Raw genomic sequence first — 17,050 nt, 5'->3', positions numbered from 1 at the left:
CCGCTCGATATCAATAACGTGGATGCGTTCCGTGATCTTGGAAAGCTTTCTGTACAGCTGGATGCGAAATTCGACATTCCGGGCAACCGTTTGTTCTATTTGGCACTGGCGCCGGAACTATTCGGACCGGTATCCTTCAACCTTCGCGACGGCGGCTTGCTGGAGTCGACAGGCTGGCACCGCGTCGTTATCGAGAAGCCGTTTGGCTATGATCTGGAGTCGGCCCGCAAGCTGAACGACCAGATTAGACAGGTTTTCAAAGAGGAAGAAGTATTCCGCATTGACCACTATCTCGGCAAGGAAATGGTTCAGAACATTCAAGTGATCCGTTTTGCCAACGCTTTGTTCGAGCCGCTGTGGAATAATAACCATATTGCTAACGTGCAAATTACGCTGTCGGAAACGGTTGGCGTCGAGGAACGCGGAGGCTATTACGACAAATCGGGCGCATTGCGTGACATGGGCCAGAACCATATGCTGCAAATGCTTACGATGATCGCGATGGAGCCGCCTAGCCGTCTGCATGGCGAAGATATTCGCGACGAAAAGGTAAAGGTGCTGCGTTCGCTGCGCAGCTACAACTCGCATGAAGATGTTCGCAGCAGCGTTATCCGCGGTCAATACAGTGCGGGTGAAGCGCGCGGAACACAGCTTCCGGGCTACCGTGAGGAAGATTCGGTAGGCGAAGGATCCAATACGGAAACGTATTTCGCAGCTAAAATTGCGGTAGATAATTTCCGCTGGGCCGGCGTACCGTTCTATATCCGCACAGGCAAACGTCTTCCGGTCAAAACGACGGAAGTCGTAATCGAATTCAAGTCGATGCCGCAAAACGTCTTGTTCGCGCAGCGTCATGATCTGGCGCCGAACCTGCTCGTTATTCGTGTCAATCCGACGGAAGGCATCTATATTAAAGTCAATGCAAAAACGCCAGGCGTCGATAATTCGGTACAGCCAGTAGCGATGGAGTTCTGCCAAAGCTGCCAGATTGGCTTGAATACGCCAGAAGCTTATGAGCGCCTCATTCATGATGCAGTTCGTGGCGACTCGACGTACTTCACCCGCTGGGACGAAGTTGCGCAAGCATGGGAATTCGTAGATCGCATCGCTGCTGCATGGCGCGACGATTCCGCCGACTTGAAGCATTATCCTGCTGGCTCTTGGGGACCAAAGGCAGCCGAAGAGCTGCTTGCCAAAGACGGTTTCCACTGGTGGCCAGTTAACGGCCAAGAGGAAGACAACGTCATTTGGATTACGAACAACAGCAAATAAATAATGTGAATTTCAGCGTCTCATCGTTTTTCAATAGCGATGAGACGCTTCGTAATGAGAAGGGAAGGCATGCATGAGTCAATCATTAGGTAATGAAATTAAGCAAGAAATTGATAAGCGCCGCACATTCGCCATCATCTCTCACCCGGATGCGGGTAAAACGACGCTGACGGAAAAGCTTCTTTTATTCGGGGGAGCTATCCGGCTTGCCGGTTCGGTTAAAGCGCGGAAAGCAAGCCGCCATGCCACTTCGGACTGGATGGAAATTGAAAAGCAGCGCGGAATCTCGGTTACGTCCAGCGTGATGCAGTTTGATTACTTGGGGCACCGCGTAAACATTCTGGATACGCCCGGTCACCAAGACTTTAGTGAGGACACATACCGCACCTTAACGGCGGCGGATAGTGCCGTCATGCTTATCGACGTCGCAAAAGGTGTGGAAGCACAGACGATCAAGCTGTTCCAAGTATGCCGAAAGCGGGGCATTCCGATCTTTACCTTTATCAATAAGCTTGACCGTGAAGGGCAAAGCCCATTTGAGCTTATGGAGGAGCTGGAGCGGGTGCTTGGCATTCGTTCTGTACCGATGAACTGGCCAATTGGCATGGGACGCGAGCTTTGCGGCGTCTATGACCGGATGAAAAACCAGGTCGAGCTGTTCCAGGGCAATGATCATAATACGATCGAAGTTCGCAAAGTGGATGACTATAACGATCCGATCATTCGCGAAATGGCTGGCGATTTCTTGCATGATCAGCTTGTGCAGGATTTGGAGCTGCTTGATGTCGCTGGCGACCCGTTCGATTTCGATAAAGTACGTGCAGGCGAACTGACGCCCGTTTTTTTCGGCAGTGCTGTTAACAACTTTGGTGTTCAGACATTTCTCGAAAACTTCTTGCAGCTCGCTCCGAAGCCTGAGCTGCGTATGAGCACGAATGGACCGATAGAACCAACGAACGAAAAGTTCTCCGGCTATGTGTTCAAAATTCAAGCAAACATGAACCCGGCTCACCGCGACCGTATTGCGTTTTTGCGTATTTGCTCCGGGCGGTTTGAGCGCGGCATGAGTGTCCGCCATGTACGGGCAGGCAAAGATATTAAGCTGTCGCAGCCGCAGCAGTTTCTGGCACAGGACCGCGATATCGTGGAGACGGCTTATCCGGGAGATATTATCGGATTGTTCGATCCAGGCATTTTCCGCATCGGCGATTCCTTGTCGCAAGGCTCCGAGATTGTATTCGATGAGCTTCCGACGTTCTCGCCGGAGATTTTCGCTAAAGTAACGGTTAAAAATGCATTGAAGCATAAACAGTACCAGAAGGGCATCGATCAGCTGACGGAAGAAGGAACGATTCAAGTCTTTCATTCTGCTGGCGGCTTCGAGGAGACGATTCTCGGCGTTGTCGGCCATCTCCAGTTCGAGGTGTTTGAGTACCGGATGCGCGGTGAGTACGGTGTAGAAATACAGCTTCACCGGATGCAATTCCAATTTGCCCGCTGGATCGTAGATGAGACGAATAAGATCGACCCTTCCAAATTCCGGATCAACTCTTCACTTGTGAAGGACAAAAAGGGCAATTATGTCGTTTTGTTCGAGAACGAATATGCAATGCGGACAGCAATGGATAAAAATCCGACGATGAAGTTTTTAGAGACGGCGCCATAAGCACTGTTTTTGCAGCAAATAGAAACTAACCATAAACAAACAACCCCTGATGGATACGCAGCAGTGTTGCTGCGTTCCGTCAGGGGTTGTTTGTTGTCTTAAAACTGCTGCTGCTGTTGATGTGTGCGGTGATGAATGATCTGCTCCACGAGCTGATGCTCCAGCACACTGTTGTATTCCCGCACCATTCTCGAAATCAGGCATAGATCGACGATGATCCAAATGAGCAGCGCAATCGCTGGTACAAGGAATAGAACAAGGGAGACTACGAATAATGCCACACTCCCTATTCCCTCATCAATAAAAGCGGTCATAAACGCGAAAAAAATATAGCCGCCGGATGCAATAAGGAAGAGAACGAGCTGAATAATGGCAGAAACCTTCTTTTTTAAATAAAAGCGGTGGACGCCCAAATGGCCGCCAATTAGCATAAGATAGGCGATCGCTGCGGATTTCTCCACATTTTTCATCTCGGAGTTGAACACGAGCAATTCATTTAAAGTAAGATCGCTTTTGTTCATAATTGCCTAAAACATCCCGTTGCCGGTAAATGCTTTATGAGATTGAATCTCGTTAATTACTTGAGCTTCGATCGCTTGATTGTGATCCTTGATCCACTGGTGAAGCAGGAAGGCGTCGACTACCCACCATATACCTGTAACGATCATACCGATACCTGTAAGCGACAAAATTAATTGTGCGACAGCAGAACCGGTACGTCCCGTATAAAAACGATGTCCGCCAAATATACCAAGGAAGTACCAAAGCACATAGGCGATAACCATGTTTTTGCCGCGGTTTTTAACTTCCTGGTCTAGCAAGAGAAGCTCTCTTGCATCTAACTGACTTTTTTGTGCTACATTAAAATTCATGACCGATCTTTCCCCTCTATCCTATTTATTTTATAGGGCAGTCTAGAGTATAACTGAAATGACAATATCAGACAAGATTCTGAAGCCGTTTGCACATAAAAAAATTATAAATTTACTTTAAAGTTTATTGACGGCAAAACGCTTTCATGACATAATGTACGCGTGTACATTGTTGAAATTGCAAGACATGAAATTGTTGAGGATGATGCTTTATTCGAAAGGAAGTTGCGAAGCTGGCCGGTGTATCGGAAGCAACCGTGTCCCGGGTGCTCAATGATGTAGGGCCAATCAAGCCGGAGACGAAGGAGCGGGTACTCGCCGCGGCAAGGGAGCTGGGGTACGTGCCCAATGCGCTTGCGCAGCGTCTTGCGCGCCGGAAGAGCGGCAATATCGGCGTTATTGTGCCGGTGGTGCCGAAGGTGCATCTATTCAGCACTTATTATTTCGCTGAAATATTGAGCGGGATCGGCGATGCGGCCAAACGCTGCGATTATGATCTGCTCCTTATTTTTCGCGAAATGGATGGGGAGCGTGATTATGCCAAGCTGTTTCGGACGCAGAAGGTGGATGCTTGCATCGTGCTTGGTGCGCAGAATGTGGCAGAAGAACGGGAAGCGCTTCGGGAGCTGAAGACGGAGGGGTATCCGTTCTGTCTTGTCAATCAGCGGTTTGACGGAGAAGGCTTCATGTATGTTGATGCTGATCATGAGGCGGGAAGCTACGATGCGGTGCTTCATCTTCTGGAGCAGGGTCATCGCAACATCGCTTTCTTGAATGGCCCGGGGGCGTATTCGAACAGCAGGGACAGGCTGGCGGGTTATACCCGTGCACTTGAGGAAGCCGGACTCCCAGTTCGGAGAGAGCATTTGTTCGAAGGCAACTACAGCCGTAAAAGCGGCTACGAGGCTGCCTCGGGCATTGCCAGACTGCAGCAGAGCGGCAGTATTGACGCTGTATTTGCTGCCAATGACCGGATGGCAATCGGCCTGATGGACGGCTTGCGCGAGCACGGTATTGAACCTGGCAGGCAGCTGGCTGTCGTTGGCTATGATGATTCGGATGGCTCGCGTATCGTAAGCCCGCGCTTGTCCACGGTAACGGTACCCTTCTACGAAATGGGCAAAACAGCTGCGCTACGTCTGCTGGCGCCTGCAACAGTGGAATTGCCGGAGGGGGACCCGCTGCTTCCGGTACAGTTCGTGCATCGAGAAACCTCTTAAATAAAATTCGAAAGGCGGTAATCGGAAATGAGCAAAGTTCGTGTCGGAATGGTCGGTTACAAATTTATGGGCAAGGCGCATAGCAATGCGTACCGTGCGCTGCCAATGTTTTTCCCTAATGCGGCTGCTAAGCCGGAAATGAAAGCGATTTGCGGACGTAATCCCGAAGGGCTGGAGCAAGCGCGTGCACAGTTCGGCTGGGAGAGCGGCGAGACGGATTGGCGCAAGCTGATTGCCCGCGACGATATCGACTTGATCGATATCAACGCGCCTAGCGACGCGCATAAGGAAATCGCGATTGAAGCGGCTAAAGCCGGCAAGCATCTCTTTTGCGAGAAACCGCTTGCGCTGACGCTGGATGATTCCAAAGCGATGCTGGATGCAGCAGAAGCGGCTGGCGTGAAGCATATGGTTGGCTTTAACTACCGGTTTGCTCCAGCCGTTCAACTGGCGAAGAAATTGATCGATGAGGGCAGACTGGGTGAAATTTATCATTTCCGCGCGGTGTTTCTGCAGGACTGGATTCTTGACCCGGACTTCCCGCTCGTATGGCGTCTGCAGAAGGAAATTGCCGGCTCCGGCTCCCATGGCGATCTTGGCGCCCATCTGATTGATATGGCGCGTTACCTCGTTGGCGAGTTCAAAGAGGTAGTGGGTATGGGAGAGACATTCATTAAAGAAAGACCGCTTCCGACGTCGATGACGGGACTTAGCGCCAAGGGCTCGAAGGATGCGCCTAGAGGTGAAGTTACGGTTGATGATGCGACTTTGTTCATGACCCGGTTTGAGAACGGCGCGCTGGGCAGCTTTGAAGCGACGCGGTTTGCGGCAGGCCATCGTTGTACTAACTCCTTCGAAATTAACGGCAGCAAAGGCAGCGTTATTTTTGACTTTGAGCGGATGAACGAGCTTCAGGTTTATTTCACGGACGATGCCGAGGATGTACAGGGCTTCCGCCGCGTACTCGCAACTGATGCAGCTCACGCTTATATGGATGCATGGTGGCCAGCCGGACACACGATCGGTTACGAGCATACTTTTACGCATGAAGTGCTGGAACTGATGAACGCGATTGCCGAAGACCGTCAGCCGGTTCCTAACTTCCATGATGGAGTGAAATGCCAAGAGGTGCTGGAGGCTGTCGAGCGTTCGGTTCAGGAGCGCCGCTGGGTAGCGCTGCAGGAGCTTCAATAAGATTGATCTGGGAGTTATCACAACGACAAGATATCGTCGTACTGAAGCTGCTCTAGTGCTGTAACCAGAGGAAGAACATGAATAAGGGCTAGTGAAGATGAACTTATACTACTATATGGCAAGGGAGAATGGCGGAATATGCGTAAAGCGCTAATCGTATGGGGCGGCTGGGACGGACATCAGCCGAAGGAAGTTGCAGGTATTTTTCAAGAGGTATTGGAGCAGGAAGGTTTTGAAGTCGAAGTATCGGATACGCTTGAAGCATTCGCAGATGGGGATAAACTGAAAGCGCTTGATCTGATCGTACCGGTATGGACGATGGGCAAAATCGAAAACCACCTCGTAGACAACGTATCGGCAGCTGTTCAAAGCGGTGTTGGCTTGGCTGGCTGTCACGGTGGCATGTGCGATTCATTCCGTGACAATGTTGACTGGCAGTTCATGACGGGCGGCCAATGGGTGGCGCATCCTGGCAATGACGGCACTAACTATGTCGTCAATGTGAAACATAGCTCCAGCACACTGACGGAAGGCATGGACGATTTCGAGGTATCCAGCGAGCAATATTATTTGCACGTTGATCCGGCTGTTAATGTGCTTGCCACAACGCGTTTCCCGGTTTCTGAAGGCCCGCATTCGCTTAATGGTGCTGTAGATATGCCGGTTGCTTGGACGAAGCGCTGGGGCGTTGGCCGCGTGTATTATAATTCGCTTGGTCATCAAGCCAATATCGTCGACATTCCGGTTGTGAAGGAAATGCTCCGCAGAGGCTTCCTGTGGTGTGCAGAAGGTAAAGAGGCAGCAGCTAATGGAGGTAAGAACTAATATGAGTAAAGTAAATGTGGGTATTATCGGAACAGGCAATATTAGCAGCGCTTATCTGAACAACCGTGCGCAGTTTCCTTCGATGGAAATCGTAGCATGCGCCGATCTCGATGTAACGCGTGCTGTTGCGAAGGGCGAAGAGTTTGGCATTCGCGGCTGCTCTGTAGAAGAGCTGCTTGCCGATCCGGAAATTCAGCTGATTATTAACCTGACCATTCCGCAGGCGCATGCTGCCGTATGCTTGCAAGCATTGGAAGCCGGCAAGCATGTCTATGTGGAGAAGCCGTTCACAGTAACTCGTGAGGAAGCTCAGCAGGTGCTTGAGCTGGCAGAGCGGAAAGGTTTGCTTGTGGGCAGCGCACCGGATACTTTCCTCGGAGGCGGTATTCAAACTTGCGTGAAGCTAATTGAAGACGGCTGGATCGGCCAACCGATCGCCGCTACTGCATTTATGATGTCCGGCGGACATGAGAATTGGCACCCGGCACCTGAATTTTACTATCAACAGGGCGGCGGCCCAATGTTTGATATGGGTCCCTACTACTTGACGGCGCTTGTGGCCATGCTCGGACCAATTAGCCGTGTAACCGGCTCGGCCCGCATCTCTTTCCCTGAACGGACGATTACGAGCCAGCCGAAATATGGGCAAAAGGTAGAGGTTGAAGTGCCGACGCATGTGGCTGGCCTTATCGATTTTGCGGCAGGTGCTGTGGGCACGATCGTAACCAGCTTTGATGTGAAGGGCGGTTCTGGATTGCCGCACATCGAAGTGTACGGCAGCGCGGGCACCTTGCGCGTTCCGGATCCGAATGGCTTCGGCGGCCCAATCCGTCTTTGCCGCGCAGGCTCCAACGAATGGGTGGAGATTCCGCTCGCATTCGGCTACACTGACAACTCCCGCGGTATTGGCGCGGCAGACATGGCGAAAGCCATTCAGTCGGGACGCAAGCATCGTGCCAACGGCAACATGGCGTACCATGTGCTGGAGGCCATGCACGGCTTCCACGACGCATCGGAGCAAGGCGCCCACTACGTAATGAAGAGCACTTGCGAGCGTCCGGCGCTCTTGCCTTTGAAACAAGGCTTGGAGCCGTTTGGATTGGACTAGAACTTAGTATAGTTGTGAGCAGCAAGCGTCCTGTTGGACGCCTTGCTGTTTTTTTGTTTACTTGGTTTAGGTGCGTAGTGTGCTACTGTGTTTGGTGTACGCACACACACACACGAACCAATTTCGCTGCACGTCGCTGGTAGGCTACTGATGAGGCTGTGTGAGGCCGAATAGCGAACTAGCTTCGCAAATTAGCGAACCGAACTTTGCTGCCCACCGCTGCATGCTGCTTATTAGGCTGCATGATGTTATACAGCGAACCAGCTTCGCTAATCAACGAACTAAACTTCGCTGTACACCGTCGTATGATGCTGATGAGGGTACATGATGACATACAGCGAACCAGCTTCGCTAATCAACGAACTAAACTTCGCTGTACACCGTCGTATGCTGCTGGTGAGGCTACATGATGACATATAGCGAACCAGCTTCGCTGATTAACGCAGCGAACTTCGCTGCCGACCGCCGTATGCTGCTTATTAGGCTATGTGAGACGGAATAGCGAACCAGCTTCGCAAATCAACGAACTGAATTTCGCTGTATACCGTCGTATGCTGCTTATTAGGCTGAATGATGACATACAGCGAACCAGCTTCGCTAATCAGCGAAGTTAACTCACTATACACCGTCGTATGCTGCTGAAGGGGCTGAATGTTGACCATATAGCGAACCAGCTTCGCAAAATAACGAACTGATCTTCGTTGCACGATGAGAGATTGGCTCAGCCATTCAGCACAGCGAACTAAATTTCGCAATTCACGAATCTAGGTTCATGGAAAGCGAAGGTTAGTTCGCTATAGAGATAGGTATAGTAATCTGTAGGGGTTACAGCGAAAATGGCTTCGTTAAACAGCGAATGAGCTTCGCTATTTCAGACTGGAAGCTCTGTATGGAGGTTTGAAGTATGCAAAAAAGTAGTTTAGATCATATAGCGAATCAGCTTCGCAAAAAAACGAACTGAACTTCGCTGAACGATGCATGAATTGATCAACCCCTCAGAACAACGAACTAAATTTCACAATTCGCGAACCTAGGTTCATGGAAAGCGAAGTTTGGTTCGCTATAGAGATAGGTAAAGCAATTTGCAGGGTTTCCAGCGAAAAAGGCTTCGTTAAACAGCGAATGAGCTTCGCTATTTTTGACTAGAAGCTCTGTTCGGAAGTTTGAAGTATGCAAAAAAGCAGGTTAGACCATATACAGCGAGCCAGGTTCGCAAATTAGCGAATTAAACTCAGCTGTACACCGTCATATGACGGTGATGAGGTTGCATGATGACATATAGCGAACCACCTTCGCAAAATAACGAACTGAACTTCGCTGTACGATGCATGAATGAATCAACCACTCAGCACAACGAACGCAATTCGCGAATCTAGGTTCATAGAAAGCGAAGTTTAGTTCGCTGTAGAGGTAGGTATAGCAATCTGCAGGGTTTCCAGCGAAAAAGGCTTCGTTAAACAGCGAATGAGCTTCACTAATGCATAGTCGGAAGTTACTTGTAGGGGATGGGGGTATAACGCTAGTTAGAGACATTTTACAGAAACCCATCAGCGGCAGTATTTAATAAACTGGAATCTGTTTACAGAACTTCAAAAATGCTATACTCAACAGTAACAGAAACGTTCGATGGAGGGAGGGGTACGTTTGAAACCAGTATGCATCAAAAATGGCTGGGTCGTTCTTCCGAATGCGGTAGTTAAAGCGGATATTTATTTGCAGGAAGGAAAAATTAACCGAATTTCAGTTATCGGGGATGGCGCGGTTTCGGCAGACACCGAGAGTGCGAGCTTTGATGCTAATCATCAGTTGATTGATACTAGCGATACGAGCTTCAATGCTAATCATCAGATGATTGATGCTAGAGAAAAGAACTTCAAAGCTGATCATCAGATAATTGATGATAGGGATGCATACTTTAATGTTAATCATTCGATGACTGACGCCGCAGGTAAGACCCGCGATGCCAAACATTCAATCCTCAGTACTGCTTCTAACGATGAGAATTTTACTGTTATCGACGCTAGAGGAAGATATGTCCTGCCCGGACTTGTCGATATTCATAACGACGCGATCGAAAAAGAAGTGCAGCCGCGACCAAATACGCTATTTCCTTTGGAGATGTCCTTATTGGAATTTGAGCGGAAGCTCCCTCTGCACGGGATTACGACGATGTACCATTCGCTATCGCTTGGCGTTGGCCTTAGTTTGCGCGGGGATCATCTCTTAACAGAGATGGTTGAGCTTATTAACCGGTATCGGGCCAAACGTTCGATCATTCGCAATCGAATCCATCTGCGTTACGAAATTTCTCATTTGAAGGGTTTGCACATCGTATCCCAATACATAGAAGAGAACAAAATTGATTATTTATCCTTTATGGATCATAGTCCGGGTCAGGGGCAGTATCGGAAGGAAGGTTCTTTCGAGCGTTATGTGATGAAAAATCAGGGGATGGAGCTAACAGAGGCGCAAGCTTTAGTCGTCGATTTGATGGAGCGCAGAAAGCAGATTGATTGGGAGCAACTGAGACAGCTTGGACATCAAGCTTTGCAGCAAGGCATTTCGTTGGCGTCCCATGACGACGATTCTTCGCAGCGGGTGGACATTTTTAAAAGCTATGGCATCAGCGTTAACGAGTTTCCCATCAACCTTGAAACAGCCCAATATGCAACGGAGCAAGGCTTGGCGGTTTGCATAGGTGCGCCCAATATAGTCAGAGGTGTGTCGCATGACCAAAATCTACGTGCAATTGATGCGATAGCATCAGGTGCAGCATCTATCATTTGCTCGGATTATCATTCATCTTCACTTCTTCAGTCTGTGTTCAAACTGGCCGATGAGAAAATAGCCGCTTTGCCTGCGGCCGTTCGAATGGCTACCCTTCATCCGGCGCAAGCTTGCGGCATTGAGGATGAGGTGGGCTCCATTGAGCTTGGCAAAGCGGCCGATCTCATTATCGTTCAGCGTTACAAAGGACATCCTTGGGTGACACATACGCTAGTTGGCGGTAAAACCGTGTATACTGCTGATACACATTACCAAGCGGATTAAGCTTTTCCCGTTGCCGGCTGCAGCTGCTGGAGATGATTGTAGAGTACATCAACGAGCTTATTTTGCTCCTGAGCATCAATTTGTTGCCAGATCATTTCGAACAAGACGCCAAGCCCCGGAAGGGTGCGCTCGTCATGGCCGACTGAACCTGTGATGACTTCTTCCAGCTGCTGTTTATCGTTGTTTTGAACACGTTGTACGATGGCTTGTCTTAAATCCAAAACCGGTGGTTTCATAAAAGGAACCCTCCATGTCAAAAATTCATCGATCGCTCTGCGACCGTTATTGGAATACACGTACGTAAATTACTATGTCCCCGAGTGCCTTTTTTCATCCCGTGCTTGGGGTTATGTTATAATGGAATACAACGTTATTAGGGGCAAAGACTTAGCTTTTTTTCAAAGGAGAGCATGAATCGGATGGCCAAAAAACAATTTGCCGTAATCGGGATGGGCCGGTTCGGATCTAGCGTAGCTGCTGCTTTGACTGGGATGGGCTTTGAAGTTCTTGCAATTGATTCGAATGAGGACCGGATTCAGGATGCGATCAACAAAGTGACGCACGCCGTATCCGCAGATTCAACCGATGAGGAAGCGATGCGTTCTCTCGGAATCCGCAATTTTGACGTCGTTGTGGTGGCGATTGGACAAGATATACAGTCGAGTATTTTGACGACTTTAATATTGAAGGACTTAGGCGTAGGTACGATAATCGTAAAAGCGCAAAGTGAGCTGCACGGTAAGGTGCTTGCTAAGATTGGCGCGGATAAAATAATTTACCCGGAGCGGGATATGGGACTGCGGGTTGCGCATCATTTGGTATCGCCTAATATTTTGGACTATATCGAAATTTCCGAGGATTACAGCATTGTTGAAATTAAAGCTCCTCCGGCTATGGTTGGCAAAAGCTTGGTGCAGCTCGATATTCGCCAGAAATTCAAATGCAATGTAATGGGAATCAAGACGGGAACCTCAATGAATATCTCTCCGTACCCTGAAGATCTAATTAAGGCGGGCGACGTGCTCGTCATTGTTGGTAAAAACCAAGATTTATCCAATTTGGAAATCGCTTATTCGGAAGGCTGATTAAAACCGTGAACAACTATAATCATGAAAAAATAACGTCCGTACAAAATGACAGGGTCAAGCTTTGGGCTTCCCTGCTGGATAAAAAATTCCGCGATCGAACAGGCAAGTTTGTGATCGAAGGCGTTCATCTTTTGCTGGAAGCGATAAAAGCTTCCGCTCCCATTGAAACGATCGTATACGACGGAGAGCGAGGTATTCCTCAGGAATTGCAAAATGAAGCTGCTGATTCATCAGGCTTCGAATGGGTGGAAACTTCCTCACAAGTAATGGCGAAATGTACGGGGACCGACACGCCGCCGCCGATATTTGCCGTTGTTGGCAAGTTGGAATGGGACAAGGAATCATTGTTCCGGGACAATAGTCTTGTTGTCGTATTAGACGGGGTTCGTGATCCCGGCAATGTCGGAACCATCATCCGCAGCGCCGATGCAGTTGGGGCGGACGCAGTAGTACTCGGTAAAGGCTGTGTCGATTTGTACAACCCCAAAACAGTACGCTCCACAATGGGCTCACTATTCCATCTGCCTCTGATCGAAGCAGATTTGATGGAGCTGCTGCCTGCTGCCAAGGAGCGGGGCATTAAGCTAGTCGGTACAAGTCTTCAAGCTACGCATACCTGTTATTCCTACGATTGGACGGCAGCTTCTTGGCTGCTGCTTGGCAATGAATCCAATGGTGTGTCGGCAGCAGTAAGCGAGCAAACGGACGAAGCTGTCATTATTCCGATGCGCGGCCAAGCGGAATCGCTGAATGTAGCGATGGCGGGTACGGTTCTGCTGTACGAGGCAATGAGGCAGCGGGAGTTTAACTAATTAATAATGCCTAACCACGACCGCTAAATAAGCGCTTAGGGAAAGTTAGGAATAAGCAAAGGATTGGGCTTTTTAGAAAAAAGACGATCCGCTCAACGCATCAAAGACTGGAGACTGGTTTGCAATCTGCCAAACCAATCCCTAGTCTTTTTTTCTGCCCTTTAATGCAAGCCCTCTAAAGCCTTATTAAGCTCTCTCAATCGGTCGGCCGTTTCTTTTATAAACCTTATTAACTTTAAATTCCTTTCATTGTACAAGGCTAATAAATCACATAAAATGGTTATAAGTAAGCTTATTTCAAATTTTTATAAGCGCCTTCATCATCCCTCCAATTTTTAAGTCCGTATCGTTGAGACCATGTTCCTTGATTACATCACATTTCTGTGAGAAAAGATCATCGCTATGACGAAGCCGCATCATTAAACTGTAAGTGTAGAATGGTGCTGAGTCTGACTAATCATAGTATTCATGATCGTACGTAAGCCAGGAGCGGAGGTTTATAAAATGTATAAAATACTAGTAGTAGACGATGAGCCGCGAGTGAGCACGGGGATTAAAAATTTTTTGCTCGGCTCAGATTTACAGATTACCTGTGTTGAAACGGCACTGAACGGATTTGAAGCGATCGATTATTTACGAATGGACAGCTTCGATCTGGTGCTTACCGATATTCAAATGAGCAGGATGAGCGGCATCGAGCTGATGGAAACGATCTATATGGAGCAGCCCCATCTGCCTGTCATTGTCATCTCCGCGCATGAAGAGTTTGATTTCGCCAAGAAGTCCATGCGCTTAGGTGCCAGAGACTACCTGGTGAAGCCCGTGGAGCAGGAGGATCTGCTGCGTGTGGTCCGCAAGGTGCTTAACGAGAAGGAAGAGATCGGCAAGAAATCGATGGAGCTCTCCAAGTGGCAGCGGGAAAAGGAAAAGTCCGCGTCATTAAGCCGCAATGAGCTGCTGATGGAGCTTGTGACGGAGAGAAATCTGACGAAGAGGGATTACAAGGAGTTGATCGCTGAGCTTGGCGAGCAACTCAAGGGCCATTACCTCGGTGTTGTATCGATTCGATTGGGCTTGAATCAGGGCGGTTTCAGTAATCGGGAAATTACTTTGCAGGATCGTAAGCTGCTGAAATACGCATCGATTAACATTATGGATGAGAGCTTGTCGGAGTGGAGCGGATTAACCTTTAACGGATTTGGAAATGAGCTAATTGGTATTATTCAGTTAAATGAGCAAGAGGTGTCGGGCCAGCGCTTTAACGTCAAGTCGCAGCTGCATCTGATTGGACAGATGATCCATATGAACTTAAAGCAATATTTGAATGTGGAGACGACTGTAGGCATGAGCACACTGCATTCCGATGTCTCCATGCTGCCTAAGCTGATGGAGGAGGCCAATTCGGCAGCGGAGTGGAAGAACCTGCATCCGAGCAATCGGGTGTTTTACTACGAGGATCTAAAGGCACAGGAAAATGTAAGCATTGTCGATTGGATGGCCAGAGTGGATGAGTTTGTCCAAGGACTGAAGGCGGGCTTCGAAAAACCGCTGCCGATCGACACGGACCCGGTCATTAAACCCTTGAAGGAGCTGGCTCCATCGGAGGAGCTTTTCAACAGCTATTTCGGCATGCTGGTCTACCGTCTATACGGTTTAATGCTGGAATACGGAACTGCCAACGGAATTTCACTGCAGAGGTTCGATCCTGACGCTTACTTCCGAAATACGGCGGGAGCAGCAAAAATTGACCGGCTGAGCGATTACATTCAGGAGACGGCGAAGCTGGTTCGATTGCTGGTGAAAGAGAGGGACCAGACGATTCTTGCTAAAATAACCGGATACATCCGTTTGCATTTTCGCAATCCCGCGCTGAAAATTCAGGATATAGCGAATGAGGTTCATTTTAGCACCACTTATTTAAGCTATTTATTTAAACAGGAAATGAAAAAAAGTTTATGGGACTATGTGACGGAGCTCCGAATTGAAGAGGCAAAGCATCTGCTTACAACGACAGATAAGAAACGCTATGAGGTGGCTTATGAGGTTGGCTATGAATCGCCCGAGCATTTCGGCCGCATGTTCAAACGCTACGCTGGTGTAAGTCCTGCTGAATATAGAAAAGAAGGCTAGGGGGGAACGGGCTGAAGCTGAAGTATAAAGTCACGCTAGCGTTTGCCCTTTTTATTGTGGGGCCATGCCTCGTTGTAGGCTGGGTGTCGGCATATAAGGCTTCGGATTCGATGAGAGACGAAGTTGGCAGAACGACACTTCAGCTCGTCAAGCAAAACCATGTCACGATAGAAAAAACTTTGTCGTCAGTCAATGACCGGACGATCACGCTATTGGATAACCATTTCTTTAGCGATTCCAAGCAATATAGCTTCTGGACAAACATTGAAACGCTCGGACAGATCAGAGAGGCCGATGCGATACTGGAACGATGGTCGTCAGACGGTACGGAATATACGTTGTACATGATGAATACAGCGGAGAAGAGTACACCCTTAGATCTCTCTTACAAAACCAAAGGGTTTAAATATTTCAATAAGGATATTGCCGACCAGCCAGAATGGGCAGAGCGTTCCTTGAGGGAAGGCGGTGCGGGAACGCTTCATCTGCTTTCTTCCGAAAGCGGGGTGCTAACGGTAAGTTTCATGCGGAGCATATTGAATCCAGAGGAGTATGACGAGTCCATAGGCTTTCTTATCGTATCCAAGCTTGAGGTATTGCTGAATAGGGATATCGTATCTGTACAATTGCCAAAAAACGCCGGAATCTATTTATTTAATGACCAGAATGAGCAGTTGATGAAGGCTGGGCCTGAGGATTCGCAAATGGCGGAGATTGCCCAAAAAGCAGGCTTTCAGGGGGAAGGCTACTATTTTGCAAGCGCAGAAGGAAAGAAATGGCTGTATGCCTTCTCCCACCGTTCCGCGTTCAACACCAGGCTGATCTACAAAATCCCGCTTGATTCTATTACAGGCAATCAGACGGTATTTCAATGGACGATTATGATCATTTCCGCGGTTTATTTAGCTTTTGTCCTCATATTTGTCCTCTATTTACTTCGAATCATCGTTACGCCTTTGATTAGGCTGGTGTCCATTACGAAGATTTATGAACCTGGAAAACAGCTTGACAGGGAGGATAAGCTGCTGCGTTCAGATGAGTTCGGCATTTTGTACGGAGCCTTTCTGAAAATGATGAACAGATTAGACCGTTCCATTGAAGAAAACTATGGCATGAAAATTAAGCAAAAGGAAAACGAGCTGGCTACGCTGCACTCTCAAATCACTCCACATCTGCTGTACAACACACTTGACTCTATTTATTGGTACGCACTGGACAGCGGCAATACGGAGGTTGGCGAGATGGTCAAGGATTTATCGAGACTGCTGCGGATCGGGCTGAGCAAAGGAAAGTCCATGATTACAATTGCGGAAGAAGTGGAGCATGTGCAAGCATACAGCCGCCTTCAAATGAAGCGTTACCCCGGCCAGTTTGAAGTGTTTTGGCATATTGACGAAGATTTGACTACGTATATGACCCCGAAAGTTATTTTACAGCCGCTCGTTGAGAATGCCATCTTTCACAGCGTCAGCAGCATGGATGGCGAAGGTTCAATTTGGATTGGAGTCCGGTGTGTGGACAAGGAAATTCAAATGACAGTGGAGGATAATGGCTTCCTGCCAGTCGATATGGAGCGTCTGAATCACATCGTTAACGGCGATACGAACGATAAAGGGTACGGTATCCGAAACGTTCATCAGCGCATTCAACTGCATTACGGCGATCAATACCGCCTTCGTTATGAGCGGCGGGAAGGCGGGGGGATTGTCGCAATCATCAATCTTCCTATGCAAGAAAAAGTCCTATAGATGAAGGCTCTGGCTGCCGGCCGGAGCCTTTTTTCGTTTCAAACAGGGGAGTTTATTTTACATC

15 protein-coding genes are annotated in these 17,050 nt (G+C 48.6%); 11 read left to right on the top strand and 4 right to left on the bottom strand.

All coding sequences use genetic code 11. The annotated features are described in order from the left end of the window. Both zwf and TY10_RS13845 read left to right on the top strand, forming a co-directional pair. Positions 1-1,272, top strand: a 1,272-nt coding sequence (gene zwf / locus TY10_RS13850; protein ID WP_042164477.1) for a glucose-6-phosphate dehydrogenase, incomplete at its 5' end; no start/stop codon positions are given. Between the two features lie 73 nt (positions 1,273-1,345). Then, positions 1,346-2,938: a peptide chain release factor 3 gene (locus tag TY10_RS13845; RefSeq protein WP_042164475.1), complete on the top strand. Its 1,593-nt coding sequence runs from the start codon at positions 1,346-1,348 to the stop codon at positions 2,936-2,938. Positions 2,939-3,036: 98 nt separating this feature from the next. On the opposite strand, the gene TY10_RS13840 is transcribed toward TY10_RS13845, so the two are convergent. After that, positions 3,037-3,459 (bottom strand): NINE protein, encoded by a 423-nt coding sequence (locus TY10_RS13840; RefSeq protein WP_042164474.1) that lies wholly within the window; start codon positions 3,457-3,459, stop codon positions 3,037-3,039. A 6-nt stretch (positions 3,460-3,465) separates the two neighbouring features. Beyond that, complete coding sequence (locus tag TY10_RS13835; protein WP_042164472.1) at positions 3,466-3,810, bottom strand: TM2 domain-containing protein; 345 nt, start codon at positions 3,808-3,810, stop codon at positions 3,466-3,468. A gap of 212 nt (positions 3,811-4,022) precedes the next feature. Between TY10_RS13835 and TY10_RS13830 the strand changes: the two genes are divergently transcribed. The 4 genes from TY10_RS13830 (at position 4,023) to TY10_RS13815 (ending at position 8,157) form a co-directional block, all read left to right on the top strand. Next, positions 4,023-5,030 (top strand): LacI family DNA-binding transcriptional regulator, encoded by a 1,008-nt coding sequence (locus tag TY10_RS13830; RefSeq protein WP_042164470.1) that lies wholly within the window; start codon positions 4,023-4,025, stop codon positions 5,028-5,030. A 27-nt stretch (positions 5,031-5,057) separates the two neighbouring features. Further along, positions 5,058-6,224 carry a Gfo/Idh/MocA family protein gene (locus TY10_RS13825; RefSeq protein ID WP_042164468.1) on the top strand — a complete coding sequence of 389 codons (1,167 nt, stop codon included), beginning with the start codon at positions 5,058-5,060 and terminating at the stop codon, positions 6,222-6,224. Between the two features lie 138 nt (positions 6,225-6,362). Continuing rightward, positions 6,363-7,049, top strand: coding sequence for a ThuA domain-containing protein (locus TY10_RS13820; RefSeq protein WP_042164466.1), 687 nt, complete (start codon positions 6,363-6,365; stop codon positions 7,047-7,049). A gap of 1 nt (position 7,050) precedes the next feature. Next, the gene (locus TY10_RS13815) at positions 7,051-8,157 is read left to right on the top strand and encodes a Gfo/Idh/MocA family protein (protein ID WP_042164464.1); all 1,107 of its coding nucleotides are present in this window, start codon (positions 7,051-7,053) and stop codon (positions 8,155-8,157) included. Between the two features lie 479 nt (positions 8,158-8,636). On the opposite strand, the gene TY10_RS13810 is transcribed toward TY10_RS13815, so the two are convergent. Continuing rightward, positions 8,637-8,864 carry a hypothetical protein gene (locus TY10_RS13810; protein ID WP_155985866.1) on the bottom strand — a complete coding sequence of 76 codons (228 nt, stop codon included), beginning with the start codon at positions 8,862-8,864 and terminating at the stop codon, positions 8,637-8,639. A gap of 937 nt (positions 8,865-9,801) precedes the next feature. On the opposite strand from TY10_RS13810, the gene TY10_RS13805 reads away from it, so the two are divergent. Next, positions 9,802-11,208: an alpha-D-ribose 1-methylphosphonate 5-triphosphate diphosphatase gene (locus tag TY10_RS13805; protein ID WP_238327616.1), complete on the top strand. Its 1,407-nt coding sequence runs from the start codon at positions 9,802-9,804 to the stop codon at positions 11,206-11,208. Here TY10_RS13805 and sspI read toward each other — a convergent pair. Next, positions 11,205-11,444: a small acid-soluble spore protein SspI gene (gene sspI / locus TY10_RS13800; RefSeq protein WP_042164459.1), complete on the bottom strand. Its 240-nt coding sequence runs from the start codon at positions 11,442-11,444 to the stop codon at positions 11,205-11,207. The two genes, TY10_RS13805 and sspI, sit on opposite strands and share 4 nt — an antisense overlap. Positions 11,445-11,618: 174 nt before the next feature. Here sspI and TY10_RS13795 point away from each other — a divergent pair, with 174 nt between their 5' ends. From TY10_RS13795 to TY10_RS13780, 4 genes are all read left to right on the top strand, one after another. Then, a complete protein-coding gene (locus TY10_RS13795) occupies positions 11,619-12,293 on the top strand; it encodes a potassium channel family protein (RefSeq protein ID WP_202903185.1) in 675 nt (224 codons plus the stop codon). A gap of 8 nt (positions 12,294-12,301) precedes the next feature. Next, a complete protein-coding gene (locus TY10_RS13790; protein WP_042164452.1) occupies positions 12,302-13,108 on the top strand; it encodes a TrmH family RNA methyltransferase in 807 nt (268 codons plus the stop codon). 504 nt (positions 13,109-13,612) lie between these two features. Then, positions 13,613-15,238: a response regulator transcription factor gene (locus tag TY10_RS32065; protein ID WP_042164449.1), complete on the top strand. Its 1,626-nt coding sequence runs from the start codon at positions 13,613-13,615 to the stop codon at positions 15,236-15,238. Between the two features lie 110 nt (positions 15,239-15,348). Continuing rightward, positions 15,349-16,986 (top strand): sensor histidine kinase, encoded by a 1,638-nt coding sequence (locus tag TY10_RS13780; RefSeq protein WP_042164446.1) that lies wholly within the window; start codon positions 15,349-15,351, stop codon positions 16,984-16,986. Positions 16,987-17,050: the final 64 nt, after the last annotated feature.

Source organism: Paenibacillus gorillae, assembly GCF_000513275.1.
Classification (GTDB): domain Bacteria; phylum Bacillota; class Bacilli; order Paenibacillales; family Paenibacillaceae; genus Pristimantibacillus; species Pristimantibacillus gorillae.
This window is presented reverse-complemented; position numbering and strand designations above follow the sequence as displayed.

Bases quoted from the DNA above. Each gene is read 5' to 3' on its own strand.
- TY10_RS13845 (WP_042164475.1), top strand. From the start codon at position 1,346: ATGAGTCAATCATTAGGTAATGAAATTAAGCAAGAAATTGATAAGCGC.
- TY10_RS13840 (WP_042164474.1), bottom strand. From the start codon at position 3,459: ATGAACAAAAGCGATCTTACTTTAAATGAATTGCTCGTGTTCAACTCC.
- TY10_RS13835 (WP_042164472.1), bottom strand. From the start codon at position 3,810: ATGAATTTTAATGTAGCACAAAAAAGTCAGTTAGATGCAAGAGAGCTT.
- TY10_RS13825 (WP_042164468.1), top strand. From the start codon at position 5,058: ATGAGCAAAGTTCGTGTCGGAATGGTCGGTTACAAATTTATGGGCAAG.
- TY10_RS13820 (WP_042164466.1), top strand. From the start codon at position 6,363: ATGCGTAAAGCGCTAATCGTATGGGGCGGCTGGGACGGACATCAGCCG.
- TY10_RS13815 (WP_042164464.1), top strand. From the start codon at position 7,051: ATGAGTAAAGTAAATGTGGGTATTATCGGAACAGGCAATATTAGCAGC.
- sspI (WP_042164459.1), bottom strand. From the start codon at position 11,444: ATGAAACCACCGGTTTTGGATTTAAGACAAGCCATCGTACAACGTGTT.
- TY10_RS13795 (WP_202903185.1), top strand. From the start codon at position 11,619: ATGAATCGGATGGCCAAAAAACAATTTGCCGTAATCGGGATGGGCCGG.
- TY10_RS32065 (WP_042164449.1), top strand. From the start codon at position 13,613: ATGTATAAAATACTAGTAGTAGACGATGAGCCGCGAGTGAGCACGGGG.
- TY10_RS13780 (WP_042164446.1), top strand. From the start codon at position 15,349: ATGAGAGACGAAGTTGGCAGAACGACACTTCAGCTCGTCAAGCAAAAC.